General features: G+C 70.2%; 14 protein-coding genes. 8 read left to right on the forward strand and 6 right to left on the reverse strand.

Annotation, left to right across the window (positions count from 1 at the left end):
* Positions 1–94: 94 nt before the first annotated feature.
* Genes ACLARN_RS13935 through ACLARN_RS13945 form a run of 3 tightly spaced genes read left to right on the forward strand, consistent with a single transcriptional unit; the run spans position 95 to position 4,869 of the window.
* Positions 95–943, forward strand: a complete 849-nt coding sequence (locus ACLARN_RS13935) for a sulfurtransferase (RefSeq protein ID WP_409491785.1) — start codon at positions 95–97, stop codon at positions 941–943.
* A gap of 55 nt (positions 944–998) precedes the next feature.
* The gene (locus ACLARN_RS13940; protein ID WP_409491786.1) at positions 999–2,171 is read left to right on the forward strand and encodes an acetoin utilization protein AcuC; all 1,173 of its coding nucleotides are present in this window, start codon (positions 999–1,001) and stop codon (positions 2,169–2,171) included.
* A 1-nt stretch (position 2,172) separates the two neighbouring features.
* Positions 2,173–4,869: a GNAT family N-acetyltransferase gene (locus tag ACLARN_RS13945; protein WP_409491787.1), complete on the forward strand. Its 2,697-nt coding sequence runs from the start codon at positions 2,173–2,175 to the stop codon at positions 4,867–4,869.
* On the opposite strand, the gene ACLARN_RS13950 is transcribed toward ACLARN_RS13945, so the two are convergent.
* Both ACLARN_RS13950 and ACLARN_RS13955 read right to left on the reverse strand, forming a co-directional pair.
* Positions 4,862–5,773, reverse strand: a complete 912-nt coding sequence (locus ACLARN_RS13950; RefSeq protein WP_409491788.1) for a hypothetical protein — start codon at positions 5,771–5,773, stop codon at positions 4,862–4,864. The genes ACLARN_RS13945 and ACLARN_RS13950 overlap by 8 nt on opposite strands.
* 28 nt (positions 5,774–5,801) lie before the next feature.
* Positions 5,802–6,227, reverse strand: coding sequence for an SgcJ/EcaC family oxidoreductase (locus ACLARN_RS13955; RefSeq protein WP_409491789.1), 426 nt, complete (start codon positions 6,225–6,227; stop codon positions 5,802–5,804).
* A 64-nt stretch (positions 6,228–6,291) separates the two neighbouring features.
* Between ACLARN_RS13955 and ACLARN_RS13960 the strand changes: the two genes are divergently transcribed.
* Positions 6,292–6,897 carry a TetR/AcrR family transcriptional regulator gene (locus ACLARN_RS13960; RefSeq protein WP_409491790.1) on the forward strand — a complete coding sequence of 202 codons (606 nt, stop codon included), beginning with the start codon at positions 6,292–6,294 and terminating at the stop codon, positions 6,895–6,897.
* Here ACLARN_RS13960 and ACLARN_RS13965 read toward each other — a convergent pair.
* From ACLARN_RS13965 to ACLARN_RS13980, 4 genes are all read right to left on the reverse strand, one after another.
* Complete coding sequence (locus ACLARN_RS13965; protein ID WP_409491791.1) at positions 6,849–7,946, reverse strand: alpha/beta hydrolase family protein; 1,098 nt, start codon at positions 7,944–7,946, stop codon at positions 6,849–6,851. The two genes, ACLARN_RS13960 and ACLARN_RS13965, sit on opposite strands and share 49 nt — an antisense overlap.
* Positions 7,947–8,093: 147 nt before the next feature.
* A complete protein-coding gene (locus tag ACLARN_RS13970; RefSeq protein WP_409491792.1) occupies positions 8,094–9,605 on the reverse strand; it encodes a long-chain-fatty-acid--CoA ligase in 1,512 nt (503 codons plus the stop codon).
* On the reverse strand, positions 9,602–10,675 hold the full coding sequence (locus ACLARN_RS13975; protein ID WP_409491793.1) for an acyl-CoA dehydrogenase family protein: 1,074 nt from the start codon (positions 10,673–10,675) through the stop codon (positions 9,602–9,604). The genes ACLARN_RS13970 and ACLARN_RS13975 overlap by 4 nt, the downstream gene beginning before the upstream one ends.
* 9 nt (positions 10,676–10,684) lie before the next feature.
* Entirely contained in the window at positions 10,685–11,866 is a 1,182-nt protein-coding gene (locus tag ACLARN_RS13980) for an acyl-CoA dehydrogenase family protein (protein ID WP_409491794.1), read from the reverse strand.
* A gap of 103 nt (positions 11,867–11,969) precedes the next feature.
* Here ACLARN_RS13980 and ACLARN_RS13985 point away from each other — a divergent pair, with 103 nt between their 5' ends.
* The 4 genes from ACLARN_RS13985 to ACLARN_RS14000 all read left to right on the forward strand — a co-directional run bounded on the left by ACLARN_RS13985 (position 11,970) and on the right by ACLARN_RS14000 (position 14,772).
* Positions 11,970–12,161 carry a ferredoxin gene (locus ACLARN_RS13985; protein WP_409491795.1) on the forward strand — a complete coding sequence of 64 codons (192 nt, stop codon included), beginning with the start codon at positions 11,970–11,972 and terminating at the stop codon, positions 12,159–12,161.
* A gap of 71 nt (positions 12,162–12,232) precedes the next feature.
* Positions 12,233–13,117 carry a 3-oxoacyl-ACP reductase gene (locus ACLARN_RS13990; RefSeq protein ID WP_409491796.1) on the forward strand — a complete coding sequence of 295 codons (885 nt, stop codon included), beginning with the start codon at positions 12,233–12,235 and terminating at the stop codon, positions 13,115–13,117.
* Positions 13,118–13,133: 16 nt separating this feature from the next.
* Positions 13,134–13,895 carry a glucose 1-dehydrogenase gene (locus ACLARN_RS13995; RefSeq protein ID WP_409491797.1) on the forward strand — a complete coding sequence of 254 codons (762 nt, stop codon included), beginning with the start codon at positions 13,134–13,136 and terminating at the stop codon, positions 13,893–13,895.
* A 118-nt stretch (positions 13,896–14,013) separates the two neighbouring features.
* A complete protein-coding gene (locus ACLARN_RS14000) occupies positions 14,014–14,772 on the forward strand; it encodes an MlaE family ABC transporter permease (protein ID WP_101606438.1) in 759 nt (252 codons plus the stop codon).

Here is a 14,772-nt window from a genome sequence, read left to right on the forward strand (position 1 = left end):
CCGACAGCGACGCAGGCGTGGGGACAACAAGCTTCGAAGCGGGAAAAGTCTCCCAAGCTGGGCGTGGAGCCACGAGGGGCGGGAAGATGGGCCCATGCGCCCCATGATCACCACCAGCGAACTCGCCGCGCAGCTCTCCACACCGGAACCGGCACGCTCCGTAGTCCTCGACGTCCGCTGGCGGCTCGTCGGCCCGCCCGGTGCCGATTCCTATCGTGAGGCACATCTCCCGGGGGCGGTGTACGTCGACCTCGACACGGCGCTCGCCGGGGAGCCGGGTGACGGCGGACGTCATCCGCTGCCCGATCCGGAGACGCTGCAACGGCATCTGCGGGCGGCGGGGGTCCGCGCCGGTCACCCGGTCGTGGTCTACGACGACTCCGACGGATCGGTCGCGGCCCGGGCGTGGTGGCTGCTGCGCTGGGCCGGGCACACCGAGGTCGCCGTGCTGGACGGCGGGTTCGCCGCCTGGGTCGAGGAGGAGCGCCCGCTCACGGACGAGGTCCCCGCACCCGAGGAGGGCGACATCGTCGTGGAGCCCGGCGGTATGCCGGTGCTGGACGCGGCCGAGGCCGCCACCCTGGCCAGGGATGGACTGCTCTTCGACGCCAGGGCCAAGCCGAGGTACGCGGGGGAGACCGAGCCGATCGACCCGCGCGCCGGGCACATCCCCGGCGCCGTCAACGCGCCCTTCTCCGGGCATCTCGCGGAGGACGGCCGCTGGCGCGACGCCTCGGAACTGGCCGAGCGGTTCGAAGGCTTCGGCGTGACCCCGGAGACCTCGATCGGTGTCTACTGTGGATCGGGCGTCACCGCCTCGTCCGTCGTCCTCGCGCTCGAGGTCGCCGGTCACCCGGAGCCCGCGGCGCTGTACGCGGGTTCGTGGTCGCACTGGTCCCGTGATCCGGAGCGTCCGGTGGCCACGGGGGACCTGCCCGGCTGACCCGCCGCGGTCCGGAACGGGGCACGAGCCGCTTTCGGGCACTAGAGTCCGTGCCATGCGAGCACCGGCCGTCGTATGGGACTCCTCGCTGCTGGGTTACGACCTCGGTGGCGAGCATCCGTTCAATCCGGTGCGGCTCGAACTGACCATCCGGCTCGCCACCGAACTGGGCGTGCTCGACGGCGTCGAACTGCTCGTCCCCGGCCCGGCGGGGGACGACGAACTCCGCCGCGTCCACATCGGCGAGTACATCGAGGCCGTCCGGCAGGCGCCGATGACCGGCGCCGATTTCGCGCACGGGCTCGGCACCGAGGACAACCCGGTGTTCACCGGCATGCACGAGGCCTCGGCGCTGGTCGTCGGCTCGACGTTGCTCGCCGCCCGCAAGATCGCCGACGGCGAGGCGACCCGCGCGGTGAACATCGCCGGCGGGCTGCACCACGCGATGCCGGACAGGGCGTCGGGCTTCTGCGTCTACAACGACTGCTCGGTGGCGATCTCGTGGCTGCTGGACCACGGTTTCGACCGCATCGCCTACGTCGACACCGACGTGCACCACGGCGACGGGGTACAGGCCGCGTTCTACGACGATCCCCGCGTGCTGACCGTGTCCCTGCACCAGCATCCGTTCACGCTGTGGCCCGGCACCGGCTACTCGGCGGAGATCGGCAAGGGCGGCGCCGAGGGCACGGCGGTCAACCTCCCGCTACCGCCCGGCACCCGTGACGGCGGTTGGCTGCGGGCGTTCGAAGCGGTCGTGCCGTCGATGCTGGAGCAGTTCCGGCCGCAGATCCTCGTCACCCAGTGCGGGGTCGACTCGCACGAAGAGGACCCGCTGGCCGACCTCTCGCTCTCGGTGGACGGTCACCGCGCCATCTACCGGCGGCTGCGCGAACTGTCCGAAGCGCACGCCGGCGGCCGCTGGCTCGCCGTGGGCGGCGGTGGCTACCAGCTGATCCGCGTGGTCCCGCGTTCCTGGACCCATCTGCTCGCCACCGTGCTCGACCGCGACGTCGATCCGGAGACGGCGTTGCCGCCGAACTGGGTCGCGTCCATCTCCAGGGCCGCGCCGAACGCCGAGATCCCGGCCCGCATGTCCGACGACCGCGACACCGCTTTCGTCCCGTGGGGAGACGGGACGGACGAGCCGGTCGACATCGCCATCCGCGACACCCGCCGCGCGATCTTCCCGCTGCACGGCCTCGATCCGGACGATCCGAGGGACTGACATGACCAGTGAGGGCACCGGTAACCGCGACCCCTTCGACTTCCCGCGCGAGTGGGAGGCCGACGTCCTGCTCTCCGACGGCGGCACGGTGCACCTGCGCCCGGTGATCCCCAGCGACGCCGACGGGCTCGTCGCGTTCCACGGCCGGTTGTCCGAACGCACCCGGTATTTCCGGTACTTCGGCGCCTATCCCCGGATCCCACAGCGGGATCTGGAACGGTTCTCCGTCGTCGACCACCACGACAGGGTCGCCTTCGTCGCATTGCTGGGCGACGACATCGTGGCGGTCGGCCGCTACGAACGGCTCGAACACGGACCGTCGGCCGAGGTCGCGTTCGTCGTCGACGACGCCCACCAGGGGCGCGGGCTCGGGTCGATCCTGCTGGAGCATCTGGCCGCCGCCGCCTCGGAATCCGGGCTGCGCCGGTTCGTCGCCGAAGTGCTCGCCGAGAACGCGGGGATGGTCCGTGTGTTCCGCGACGCGGGTTACCAGGTCAGCCGCGAGATCGAAGAAGGCGTGCTGCACCTGGAGTTCGACATCGACCCGACCGAGGAGTCCCTCGCGGTCGCCCGGTCGCGGGAGCAGGCCGCCGAGGCGCGCAGCGTGCACAACCTGCTGCACCCGAAGTCGGTCGCGGTGATCGGCGCGTCCACCGATCCGACGAAGATCGGCTACGTCGCCCTCACCAACCTGTTGAGCGCCGACTTCGCCGGAACCGTCTACCCGGTCAATCCGGAGCACAAGTCCGTCCGTGGCGTGCGCGCGTATCCGTCCGTCGTGGACATTCCCGACGATGTCGACCTCGCGCTGGTCGCCGTCCCCGCCGAAGCCGTCGAGTCCGTTTTGGACGGTGCGCTGGCGAAAGGGGTCAAGACACTCCTGATCGTCTCGGGCGGGTTCGCCGAGGCCGGGCCGCATGGGCTGCACGCCGAACTGAGGCTGGTCGGGGAGGCCAGGGCGCACGGCATGCGCGTCGTCGGGCCGAACGCGCTGGGCGTGCTCAACACCGACGCCTCGGTCCGGCTCAACGCCACCCTCGCACCGCGCCTGCCCGCCCGCGGCCGCACCGGGTTCTTCTGCCAGTCCGGCGCGCTGGGCACCGCGATCCTCGCCGACGCCGAGTCGCGCGGCCTCGGGCTCTCGACGTTCGTCTCGGCGGGGAACCGGGCCGACGTCTCCGGCAACGACCTCCTCCAGTACTGGGAAACCGATCCGGCGACCGACCTCGTCCTGCTGTACCTGGAATCGTTCGGCAATCCGCGCAAGTTCGCGCGGCTCGCCCGGCGGCTGGCGCGGACGAAGCCGGTGGTGGCGGTGAAGTCCGGCAGGCACGCCGTTCGCCCGCAGCTCGCCGCGACCTCGGCCGAGGTCGACGAATCCAGCGTCCAGGCCCTGTTCGAGCAGGCGGGCGTCGTCCGCGTCGACACGCTCGCGCAACTCTTCGACACCGCGCTGGTCTTCGCCCACCAGCCGCTACCCGCCGGGCCACGGATCGCCATCGTGGGCAATTCCAGCGCGATCGGGTTGCTCGCCGCCGACACCGCGCGGGCGCAGGGCCTCCGGCTGGCCTCCGATCCGGTCGACGTCGGGCCGCAGGCGAGTCCGGAGGAGTTCGCCGGTGCCGTGCGCGAAGCACTGAACTCCCCGGAGACCGACGCGCTCGTCGTGGTCTTCGTGCCACCGCTCGCGATCCCGGGCACCGCCTACGCCCGCGCGCTGCGGGAGGCAGTCGTCGAGATGGACAAGAACAAGCCGATCGTGTCGACCTTCCTCGCCGTCGAGGGGGTGCCGGACGAACTGGCCGTGCTGTCCGAGGACGGCGTGCCGACGCGGGGTTCGGTCCCGTCGTACCCCAGCCCGGAGCGCGCGGTGAACGCGCTCGCGCGAGTCGTGCGCTACGCCGCCTGGCGGCAGCGGCCGCAGGGCAACCTGGTGCGGCCGGCGGGATTGCACGCGGAGCAGGCGCAGGCGGTCGTCGAGGAGCTGCTGGCCGGCGAGGACGGCAAGGCGACGTTGCTCTCCGACGACGACGTGGTCCGGCTCCTGGGCTGCTACGGCGTCGACGTCGTCCCGTTCCAGGTCGTGACCTCCGCGGACGACGCGGTGAAAGCGGCCGAGCACCTGGGTTTCCCGGTCACCCTCAAGGCCGTCGACGAGCGGCTGCGCGGCAGGCCGGACCTCGCCGGGGTGCGACTCGATCTGTCCTCTGTGGACGGAGTGCGCCGGGCGTACCTCGATCTGCGGGAGGTCTCCGGTGACGACGACGTCTACGTCCAGCGGATGGCACCGAAGGGCATCTCGTGCGTGATCGGGCTCCAGGACGACCCGTCGTTCGGCTCGCTCGTGTCGTTCGGTCTCTCCGGTCTGGTCAGCACCCTGCTGGGGGACCGGGCCTACCGCGCCGTCCCGCTCACCGACGTCGACGCCGCCACGCTGCTGCGTGAACCGCGGACGTCACCGCTGCTCACCGGGTACCGCGGCGACGAACCGGCTGATCTGGCCGCGTTGCAGGACATCGTGCTGCGCGTCGCGGCGCTCGCCGAGGACAACCCCGAGATCCGCTCGATGACGCTCGACCCGATCCTGGCCTCACCGGACGGTGCTTTCGTCGCCAACGCCCGAATCGTGCTGGGCCCGCCACCGTCCCGCCCCGACACCGGGCCGCGACGGCTGCGGCCGATCAACGCCGTTACTTGAGACTGGGCAGCACCACACTGAGCACGCTCGTCGCGAGTGGCGCGAGGATCCCGAACGCCGCCGTGACGGTCTTGCCCACGGTGGCGTCGGTGCCCAGAAGCTGGGTCAGGCGAGCGCGGCCCGCCAGCCAGTCCTCGGTGGGGCGCGCGTCGCGCGGCAGCGGGTAGATCTCGTCCACCAGCCGCACGCACCGGCTCTTCCACGCGAGGAACACCGGGACGTACAACAGCAACGAGATCGCGGTGAACAGCGCGCCGTAGAGCAGCACGCTTTCCGCCGGGAAGGCCTCCTTCGGGGTGCCGGTCGCGAGGAACGCCCGGCGCTGGGCCCCCGCGTCGATGACCGCCGTGGACACGATGAGCGCCAGTACCGTGAGACAGACCCCGTTGGCGCGCTTGCAGTCGAGGAGTTCGCCGAGCACGTCGTCCGCGTGCGCCCGCGTCTCGCCGTCGAACACCCGCGAGATCCGGCGCAGCCGGGTGTGGTTGAGCCACAAGCCCAGTACCGCGGGCGCCGCCGCGATCAGGCCGAGAGCGAGCAGGGTCCGTGATATCCCGATCGCCGTCGCGGGCTTGAGGTCTCCGATCGGCGAACCGGTCTTCCACTGGAACGCGAACAGGATCGCCGCGAAGATCCCGTACGCCAGCGCCGGCTTCCAGGCCGCGACACCGGCCAGGCGGCGCCAGGCCGTCAGGCGGACCGAGTGCGCGAACAGGAAGGCGAACAGCACCGCCGACGCCCCGATCAGCAGCGACCACACCCCGAACTCGCCGGTGTCGGCCAGCGCCCGGTTGCCCCGCGAGCCGAGCACCGCCCGGGTCAGCAGGCCGAGCCCGGCGAAGGCGCCGAGCGCGAGCACGCTGATCACGAGCGGCCAGAGCCAGTGCTTTCTCAGGTGCGTCACGCCGACAGTGTCCCGTGGACGGCCCCGATCAGGAATCCCAACCCAGGGGCGACCGGGCGGCGAGATCCGCGTCGTGGCCGGTGAACTCCGCGATATTGCCCCGGATCGTGTTGTGGAACGCGACGATCTCGCCGTCGTGGACGAGTTTCGTCTGTACCCCGCGGACCTGACCGGCGAGGGGGCCGGCGGGGATGGACAGCACGGTCGCCGTGTGCACGAGGTCGAACCCGCCGCCGAGCGGGCGGCTCGACAGCTGACGGATCTCCAGCGTGCTACCGCGGTAGATGGTGTCGAAGATGTTCTGGAGCTCGCGAGCGATGGTCGCGCGGCCGCGCTGGATGCGGCCGACGACGTCGACGAAGTCCGCGTCCTCGGCGAAGCACGCTGCCCACGCCGCCCCGTCGCCCGCGTTCCAGGCGCGTTCCAGTTCGGTGATGATTTCCTCGGTGGTCATCGCTATCCTCCCTTGCAACAGCGATCCATTACTTAGAACAACGTTCCAAGTTTCGGGAGTGTACATGCCCGCGGACCTTCCCGGCATCGTCCGGTTGCGCGACCGCCGCGAGGCGCTGACGTTGCGCACGATCCTGACCGCGGCCCGCGGGCTGTTCGCCGATCGCGGGTACGCGCGGACCCCGATCCGCCTCATCGCTCAGGAAGCGGGGGTGTCCCCGCAGACCATCTACGCCCACTTCGGTTCGAAGGCCGGTGTACTCGGCGGGCTCGTCGACCTCCTCGACGACGAGGCCGGGATTCCCGACCTCGTCGCCGAGGCGCGGCGGACCGAAGACCCGGTCGAGCTGCTCGGCCTGCTGGCCAGGGTCGCGCGGCAGGTCCGGGAACGCTGCGGCGACATCGTCACGATGCTGGGTTCCGGTGCGGCCGTGGACCCGGACATCGCCGCGACGCAGGCCGAGGGTGCGCGGCGCAACCGGCTCGGGATCGAACTGGTCATCGGACAGGTCTGCGAGAGCGGTCGCGAGGTGGTTCCCCGGGCGGCCGACGTCGCCGTGGCTCTGATGGGCGCCGGCGTCCACGCCGACCTCGTCACCGAGGCCGGGTGGACGCACGACGACTACGAGGCCTGGCTCAAGGACACACTGGTCGTGTCGCTGCTTCGGTGACGCAGGTTCTTGCCGAAGAACGCCGAGAGCCACGCGCGTTGCGCGGCGACGCTCCGCGCCGGGTCGACGGTGCCGATGAACGCGGCCGGGGTGTTGCCCAGCTGTGGCAACAAGGTCTGGTAGTCGGTGAAGCTGAAGTGCTCGCCGTCCGGCAGCCGCGTCTCGCGGGTCCAGCCGCGCTGGTTGCGCAGGAATTCCTGCCAGGACGCGTCCGACGCGGCGCTGTGGTTACCCGCGCTCATCAGCAGGAACGGCCGGTCCAGCCCTTCGTCGGCGACGCGGCCGAAGATCCGCTTCGACTGCGAGTGGGCCATGCTGCCGTCCATGTTCGCCCCGGCGACGACGCGCCGGTCTTCCACCATCGTCTCGCCCGCGGTGAACCCGCCGGCGGAGTGGCCGAACATGCCGACCCGGGTCAGGTGGAGTGAGTCGAGGACGAAGCGGGTGTCCTGGACGCGGGTCGCGATCATCCGCTGGGAGACCTCGATGCTCGACGGCGGCAAGGCCTTCTTCGCGACGCGGCCATCGGGGAACTCGACGGCTTCGGCCTCGTGGGTGTGGTCGATGGCCACCACGACGTAACCCTCGCTCGCGAGCTGTTCCATCTGCGTGGTGCCGTGTGAACGCGACAAGGTACCGCCGGGCGAGTACAGCACCACAGGCCGCTCGCCGCCGAGCGCGGGCGCGCCGATCCGGGAGTGGGTGGGGAAGCGGTAGTCGAGCCGATCCGCGTCGATGCCCAGCTTGACGGCGTCGCCCTCGGCCACCGTCTTCGCGACGCCCGGCGCCATGTACGGCGCTTTCGGCTTTCCGCTCGGCAGGGCCGGGTAGCGCACGGTGACCATCAGTTCCCTGGTGACGCCGGGAACCCACGGGTCCTGGCGGGAGTGATTGACCAGATGCAGGTCGGTGCTGCCGACCGCGTACGGGCCGGTCGGCGCGGGAAGACTGAAGCGGACGGGTGCCGCCGACGCGGACGGCGTGACGAGTACGGCGGGCAGTGCGAGCGCGGTGGCGAGGACGCCGATCCGGCGCAGTGTTCGTGTCATGGCACCGAACGTAGGGAGCGCACCGATGCCGGGGCATCGGGAAGATCACCGGTCCCGACCCTGGGATCCCACCCACCCCGCAATTAGTCACCTACTTGCGGGGGTTCGCGTTGCCAACTACCGCAAGTAGGTGACTAATTGCGGAGGTTAGGGGTGGGGGTACCGGAGTTTCCAGGCGTTTCTGGAGCCCTCGGCGGCCAGTTCTCGTTTGAGGACCTTGTGTGTCGCCGTCTGCGGTAGTTCCTCGACCACCCGCACGAACCGGGGCCGCTGTTTCGGCCCGAGATCGCCTTGCGCCACCACGAAAGCGGCGAGTTCGGCCGCGTCGACTGGGGTCCGGCAGACCAGCGCGGCCATCACCTGGTCGCCCACTCGCGGATCCGGCACCCCGTACACGGCCGCCTCACGGACGGCGGGATGCCGGAGGAGCGCGCGTTCGATCGGGGCGGTGCCGAGGTTCTCGCCGTCGACGCGGAGCCAGTCGCCGAGCCGACCGGCGAAGTAGCAGTAGCCGTCCGCGTCGAGGTACGCCAGGTCGCCGGTGTGGTACATGCCGTCGCGCATCCGCTCGGCCTCGGCGTCGGGATCGCCGTAGTACCCGGCGAAGAAGCCCGCGCCGCCGGTGTTGACCAGTTCGCCGACCGCCTCGGCGGCGTTGAGCAGCTTCCCGGCGGCGTCGAATTCCGCCGGGGGACAGGGTTTCCCGGTCTCCGGGTCGCGGATCGCGACACTGTCGAGCAGGCGGCCTAGCGAACCGGACGGCGTGGTGGCGTCCCGGCCGAAGTTCACGCCGCCCTCGGTCGAACCGAACGCGTCGACCACATGACAGCCGAACCGGGTGCCGAACGCGGCGAGGTCGGCTTCCGCGCCTTCGTTGCCGTAGACCAGTTTCAGCGGGTTGTCGGCGTCGTCGTCCCGCTCGGGAGTGGTGAGCACATAGGACAGCGGCTTGCCGACGTAGTTGGCGTACGTCGCCCCGAACTTCCGGACGTCCGGAAGAAATCCGGAGGCGGAGAACCGCCGCCGCAGCGCGATCCCCGCGCCCGCGGCGAGCCCGACCGACCAGCCGGCCATGATGGCGTTGGAGTGGAACATCGGCATCGACACGTACACGGTGTCCTGTGTGGACAGTCCGAACCGGGTGGCCAGCATCTCGCCGGGGTAGGCGACTTTGCCGTGTGTGCACCGGACGGCCTTCGGGTCGCCGCTGGTGCCGGAGGTGAAGATCAGCATGAGCAGGTCTTCGGGCTTCGCGGCCGCGGGCACGACAGCCTCCCGCAGCGGTTCGAGATCGCTCAGCGGCAGTACCGGGACGCCGGTCTCGGACAGCAGCGGCAGATAGTGGTCCTCGGCGAACACCAGCTCGCAGTCGGCCAGCGCGATGTCGCGGGCCAACGCCGTGCCCCGGCGCGTCGGATTCAGGCCGACCAGGACATGTCCGGAAAGCGCCGCGCCGCCGAGCAGGAACGAGAACTCCGGGATGTTGTCCGCGAGCAGCCCGAAATGCCCGCCGGGACGCAGCATCGCGGTGAGCGCGGCGGCGTGACCGGCGCAGGCTTGGACGTGCTCGGCCCAGGACCAGCGCCGGTCCTCGAACAGCAGCCCGGTCGACGGGTCTTCTGCCCGGGCGAGCAGGAGTTCCGTGACCGTGGGCGTCATGCCGGGTCCGCGGCCAGGAGGTCGCCGAGCCCGCGCGCCTGCGCGGTCGCCCCGCCCAGCGTGAACTCGAGCCGTTTCGCGGCGACGAAGTAGCGGTGCAGCGTGTGGTCGACGTCGATGCCGACCCCGCCGTGGACGTGCACGGCGGTGTGCGCGACGCGGTGCCCTGCCTCGGCCGCCCAGAACTTCGCCGTCGCGACCTCTTCGGCCGCCGGAAGTCCTTCGCTCAGCCGCCAGGCGGCCTGCCACAACGTCAGCCGGACGGCTTCGACGTCGACATAGGCGTCTGCGAGCCGTTGCCGCACCGCCTGGAAACTCCCGATGAGGTGGCCGAACTGCTCGCGCTCCCGCGCGTACGCCGCCGTCAGCTCCAGCGCCCGTTCGACGACGCCGAGTTGCTGCGCGCAGACGCCGATCGTGCCGCGCAGCCGCAGCCATTCACCGACGTCGCCCAGCGACACCGCCGATTTCGCGCCGGACAGTTCGACGAGGGCGGCGTCGGCGTGATCGACGGTCCGCTGCGGCGAGACGGTCACCGAGTCCCGGTCGAGCAGGAACACCTGACGACCGCCGTCGATCGCGGCCTCCACGAGGAATCCGTGCGCGAACGCGCCCGAAGCAACCGCGGTCTGCGCGCCGGTCAGCCGCCAGCCGTCGCCGTCGGCCTCGGCGGTGAAGCCGCACGGCACGCCGTAGTCCGGCAGCGCCACCGCGAGGACGTGCTCGCCGCGCAGGACCGGGACGACCCAGCGCTCGGCCAACCGCCCGTCCCCGAACTCGGTTACCGCCGCCGCGGCCATGACGACCGACGTCAGATACGGCACGGGCGCCACCGCGCGGCCGATCTCGGCCAGCACGGAACACTGCTCCAGCAACCCGAACCCGCCACCGCCGACACTCTGCGGCAGCGCGGCGTCCACCACTCCCGCCTGGGCCAGCGCTGTCCACAGTGGAGCGTCGAACCCGCCGGAACCGTGTGGTCCCAGCACGTCGGGGGTGACCTTGTCCGTCAGGATCCGGCGCGTGAGCGACGCGAGATCCTGCTGCGCTTCGGTGAGCGAAAAGTCCATCAATGCCTCCTAGCGCGTGACGGGCAGGCCGAGGGCGGTCGCGGCGATCATGTCCCGCTGGATCTCGTTGGTGCCGCCGCCGAAGGTGAGGATCAGCGACGAGCGGTGCAGCCGTTCGATCCGGCCGCGCAGCAGCGCGCCGGGGGAGCCTTCGCGGACCACGGCGCCCGCGCCGAGGATCTCCATCATCAGCCGGTACGCCTCGGTCGCGAATTCCGTGCCGAACACCTTGGTCGCCGACGCCTCCGCCGGGCCGAGGTCACTGCTCGCGGCCGCCCACGCGATCCGCCAGTTCCGCAGTTTCAGGTATTCGGCGTGCGTGTGGATCCGCGCCAGGTGCAGCCGCACCCACGGCTGGTCGGCGACGCGGGTGCCGTCGGGCAGCTTGGTCGTCTGCGCCCACGTCCGCACGTCGCGCAACGACGTCTGGATCGGCGCGGCCGAGGTCAGCGCGACCCGTTCGTGGTTGAGCTGGTTCGTGATGAGCGGCCAGCCCTCGTTCTCCCCGGCGACCCGGGAGGTCACCGGAACCCGCACGTCGTCGTAGTAGGTCGCGCTCGTGCCCGGCCCGGCGACCGTGCGCACCTTCGTCCAGGAGAAGCCGTCGGCCGTCGTCGGCACGATCAGCATGCTCAGGCCCTTGTGCTTGCGGGCCTCGGGATCGGTGCGCGCGGCCAGCCAGATGTAGTCGGCGTACTCGATCAGGCTCGTCCACATCTTCTGGCCGTTGATCACGTAGTCGTCGCCGTCGCGGACCGCGCGGGTGCGCAGCGACGCCAGGTCGGTCCCCGCGCCCGGCTCGGAGTAGCCGATCGCGAAATGCAACTCCCCGGCGGCAATCTTCGGCAGGTAGAACGCCTTCTGTTCTTCGGTGCCGTAGCGCATGATGGTCGGCCCGACGGTGTTCACCGTGAGGAACGGGACCGGCACCCCGGCCGCGGCCGCCTCGTCGGTGAAGATGAGCTGGTCGAGCATCGGCCTGGCCTGCCCGCCGTACTCGCGGGGCCAGCCGATCGCGAGCCAGCCCGAACTGCCGAGGTCTCGCACGATTTCCTTGTACACCAGGCCGTCGCCGTACTCGCCGCCGTCACCGGCCAGGGCTTCACGGCGTTCGGGGGTCATCAGCCCGGCGAAGTACTCCCGGAGTTCCCCGGCCAGGGCGCGCTGTTCCGGCGTGTAGTCGATCCGCATCCGTCACCTCTGCCGTCGGTGCTCGTTACTGGTGCCATGGCCGCTCGCGGCGGTAGGGTAGAACCTGTTCTAGTTGTACCAGGTGTGGCGGCGAGGAGGGAATATGGAGATCGACGTCGATCGCTCGCTCTGCGAGGCGAACGCGATCTGTGTCGGCTTCGCGCCCGAGGTCTTCGATCTCGACGACGAGGAGGAGCTGGTCCTCGCATCGGCCGAGGTGTCCCAGAATCAAGTAGAACGTGTTACTCAAGCTGTAGCGAGCTGTCCGAAAAACGCCCTGCTCATACGCGGTTAGCGCCGTTTATTTGGACCTTGCATGCGGCGAGAACAGATTCTAGTGTGTGCGGAGAGGCAAGGAGGCCTGGAGTGAGCTTGGACGGCAAGACGGCCATCGTGACCGGAGCCGGCGCGGGACTCGGCCGGGCGGAGGCCCTGGCGCTGGCCGCGGCGGGCGCGTCGGTGGTGGTCAACGACGTCTCGGCCGCGGCGCAGGTGGTGGCCGACGAGATCGAGGCCGAGGGCGGCAAGGCCGTCGCGGTCACCGGTGACGTCTCGGAGTCCGCGACCGCGGACGCGCTGCTCACCGCCGCCGTCGACCATTTCGGCGGGCTGCACGTCCTGGTCAACAACGCGGGCGTGCTGCGCGACCGCATGCTCTTCTCGATGTCCGACGAGGAATGGGACACCGTGCTCGGCGTCCACCTGCGCGCGCATTTCCTGCTTTCCCGCAACGCCGGGGCGTACTGGCGCGACAAGTCCAAAGTGGACGGGGCGCCGGTGTACGGCCGGGTGGTCAACACCGCGTCGGAGTCGTTCCTGCTCGGCGCCCCCGGCCAGCCGAACTACGGCGCGGCCAAGGCGGGCATCGCCGCGCTCACCGTCTCCACCGCGCGCGGTCTCTCCCGCTACGGCGTCCGCGCCAACGCGATCTGCCCGCGCGCCCGGACCGCGATGACCGAAGCCGTCTTCGGGGCCGACGCACCAGAGGGCGTCGACCCGCTCTCGGTCGACCATGTGGCGCCGTTCGTGTCTTTCCTCTGTTCGCCCGAGGCCGACCGCGTCAACGGTCAGGTCTTCCTCGTCTACGGCGGGATGGTCGCGCTCATGCGGCCGCCGTCGGTGGAGCAGCGGTTCGACACCGTCAATGGCACGTGGACCACCGAAGAACTCGTCACGAACGTGGGCGGCTACTTCGCCGATCGAGACCCGGAACGCATGTTCTCCGCGTCCGAAATCATGTCGCTGCCGTGAATCAGAGGAGATGACGATGGGCAGGCTCGAGGGCAAGGTCGCCCTGATCACCGGTGGCGCCCGCGGACAGGGCGAGGCGGCCGCGCGGCTGTTCGTCGCCGAGGGCGCGCGGGTGGTGATCGCCGACATCAACGACCTCGACGGCGAGAAACTCGCCGCCGATCTTGGCGAATCGGCCGTCTACCAGCATCTCGACGTTGGCGACGAGGCCGAGTGGGATGCCGCGATCGAGCGGACGGTTTCCGAGTTCGGCCCGCCGACGGTGCTGGTCAACAACGCGGGCATCCTGCATTTCTCGGAACTCGGCAAGACCACGCTCGCCGACTACGAACGCGTCATCCGGGTCAATCAGATCGGGGCGTTTCTCGGGATGCGTTCGGTCGTTGAACCGATGACCGGGGCCGGAGGCGGCTCCATCGTCAACGTGTCCTCAGTGGAAGGGCTCGCCGGGATGCCCTATCTCGTCGCCTACGGCGCGAGCAAGTTCGCGATCCGCGGCATGACCAAGGTCGCGGCGCTCGAACTCGGCGCGAAGAACATCCGGGTCAATTCGGTCCATCCCGGCGCGATCGACACCCCGATGGTCGCCGCCGCCGCGGGCGGGCAGAAAGTCGACATGTCGTGGGTGGGCAAGAAAGTCGCGCTGGGCCGCGTCGGGCAGCCGGAGGACATCGCGAAACTCGTACTGTTCCTGGCCAGTGACGAAAGTTCGTACAGCACGGGCTCGGAGTTCGTCGCCGATGGTGGTGCCACGGCCACGCACGCTCTCAAGTTCTGACGCGGAGGTGCCGAGAGCAAAGTGAACACCGCTAACGCAACGAGGCGTCAGCGGGTGGAGTAAGACTCGGGGCAGACGACTGGGAGGTTCTGTGGGAGCGACGGTGTCTGTCCCCGGTATGGGTGCGCTCACACAGGTCGGCAGGCTCGCGACGCTGTCGTGGGAGGTCCTGCGCGCGATCTTCAAACGCCCGTTCCAGTTCCGCGAGTGGATTCAGCAGTGCTGGTTCTTCGCCAGCGTCACCATCCTGCCGACGGCGCTGGTCGCGATCCCGTTCGGCGCGGTCATCGCGCTGCAACTCGGTTCGCTGACCCAGCAGATCGGCGCGCAGTCGTTCACCGGCGCGGCCAGCGCGCTCGCCATCGTGCAGCAGGCGAGCCCGCTGATCACCGCGCTGCTGGTGGCCGGCGCGGGCGGCAGCGCGGTCTGCGCCGACATCGGCGCCCGCAAGATCCGCGAAGAGATCGACGCGATGGAGGTACTCGGGGTCAACCCGATCCAGCGCCTGATCGTCCCCCGCGTCTTGGCCGCGATCGTGGTTTCGGTGCTGCTGAACGGTTTGGTCAGCGTCGTCGGCGTGCTCGGCGGCTACTTCTTCAACGTCGTCATGCAGGGCGGCACCCCGGGCGCGTACCTCGCGAGCTTCAACGCGCTCGCACAGGTGCCGGATCTGTGGATCAGCGAGATCAAGGCGCTCCTCTACGGTTTCGTCGCCGGGGTGGTCGCGGCCTTCCGCGGGCTCAACCCGGCGGGCGGGCCGAAGGGCGTCGGTGACGCGGTGAACCAGGCCGTCGTGATCACGTTCCTGCTGCTGTTCCTGATCAACGTCGTGCTGACCGCGATCTACCTGCGGATCGTCCCGCCGAAGGCGATGTGA

The organism is Amycolatopsis sp. cmx-11-12, assembly GCF_046269425.1.
Lineage (GTDB): Bacteria > Actinomycetota > Actinomycetes > Mycobacteriales > Pseudonocardiaceae > Amycolatopsis.

Bases quoted from the DNA above. Each gene is read 5' to 3' on its own strand.
- ACLARN_RS13935 (WP_409491785.1), top strand. From the start codon at position 95: ATGCGCCCCATGATCACCACCAGCGAACTCGCCGCGCAGCTCTCCACA.
- ACLARN_RS13940 (WP_409491786.1), top strand. From the start codon at position 999: ATGCGAGCACCGGCCGTCGTATGGGACTCCTCGCTGCTGGGTTACGAC.
- ACLARN_RS13945 (WP_409491787.1), top strand. From the start codon at position 2,173: ATGACCAGTGAGGGCACCGGTAACCGCGACCCCTTCGACTTCCCGCGC.
- ACLARN_RS13955 (WP_409491789.1), bottom strand. From the start codon at position 6,227: ATGACCACCGAGGAAATCATCACCGAACTGGAACGCGCCTGGAACGCG.
- ACLARN_RS13960 (WP_409491790.1), top strand. From the start codon at position 6,292: ATGCCCGCGGACCTTCCCGGCATCGTCCGGTTGCGCGACCGCCGCGAG.
- ACLARN_RS13965 (WP_409491791.1), bottom strand. From the start codon at position 7,946: ATGACACGAACACTGCGCCGGATCGGCGTCCTCGCCACCGCGCTCGCA.
- ACLARN_RS13970 (WP_409491792.1), bottom strand. From the start codon at position 9,605: ATGACGCCCACGGTCACGGAACTCCTGCTCGCCCGGGCAGAAGACCCG.
- ACLARN_RS13975 (WP_409491793.1), bottom strand. From the start codon at position 10,675: ATGGACTTTTCGCTCACCGAAGCGCAGCAGGATCTCGCGTCGCTCACG.
- ACLARN_RS13980 (WP_409491794.1), bottom strand. From the start codon at position 11,866: ATGCGGATCGACTACACGCCGGAACAGCGCGCCCTGGCCGGGGAACTC.
- ACLARN_RS13985 (WP_409491795.1), top strand. From the start codon at position 11,970: ATGGAGATCGACGTCGATCGCTCGCTCTGCGAGGCGAACGCGATCTGT.
- ACLARN_RS13995 (WP_409491797.1), top strand. From the start codon at position 13,134: ATGGGCAGGCTCGAGGGCAAGGTCGCCCTGATCACCGGTGGCGCCCGC.
- ACLARN_RS14000 (WP_101606438.1), top strand. From the start codon at position 14,014: ATGGGTGCGCTCACACAGGTCGGCAGGCTCGCGACGCTGTCGTGGGAG.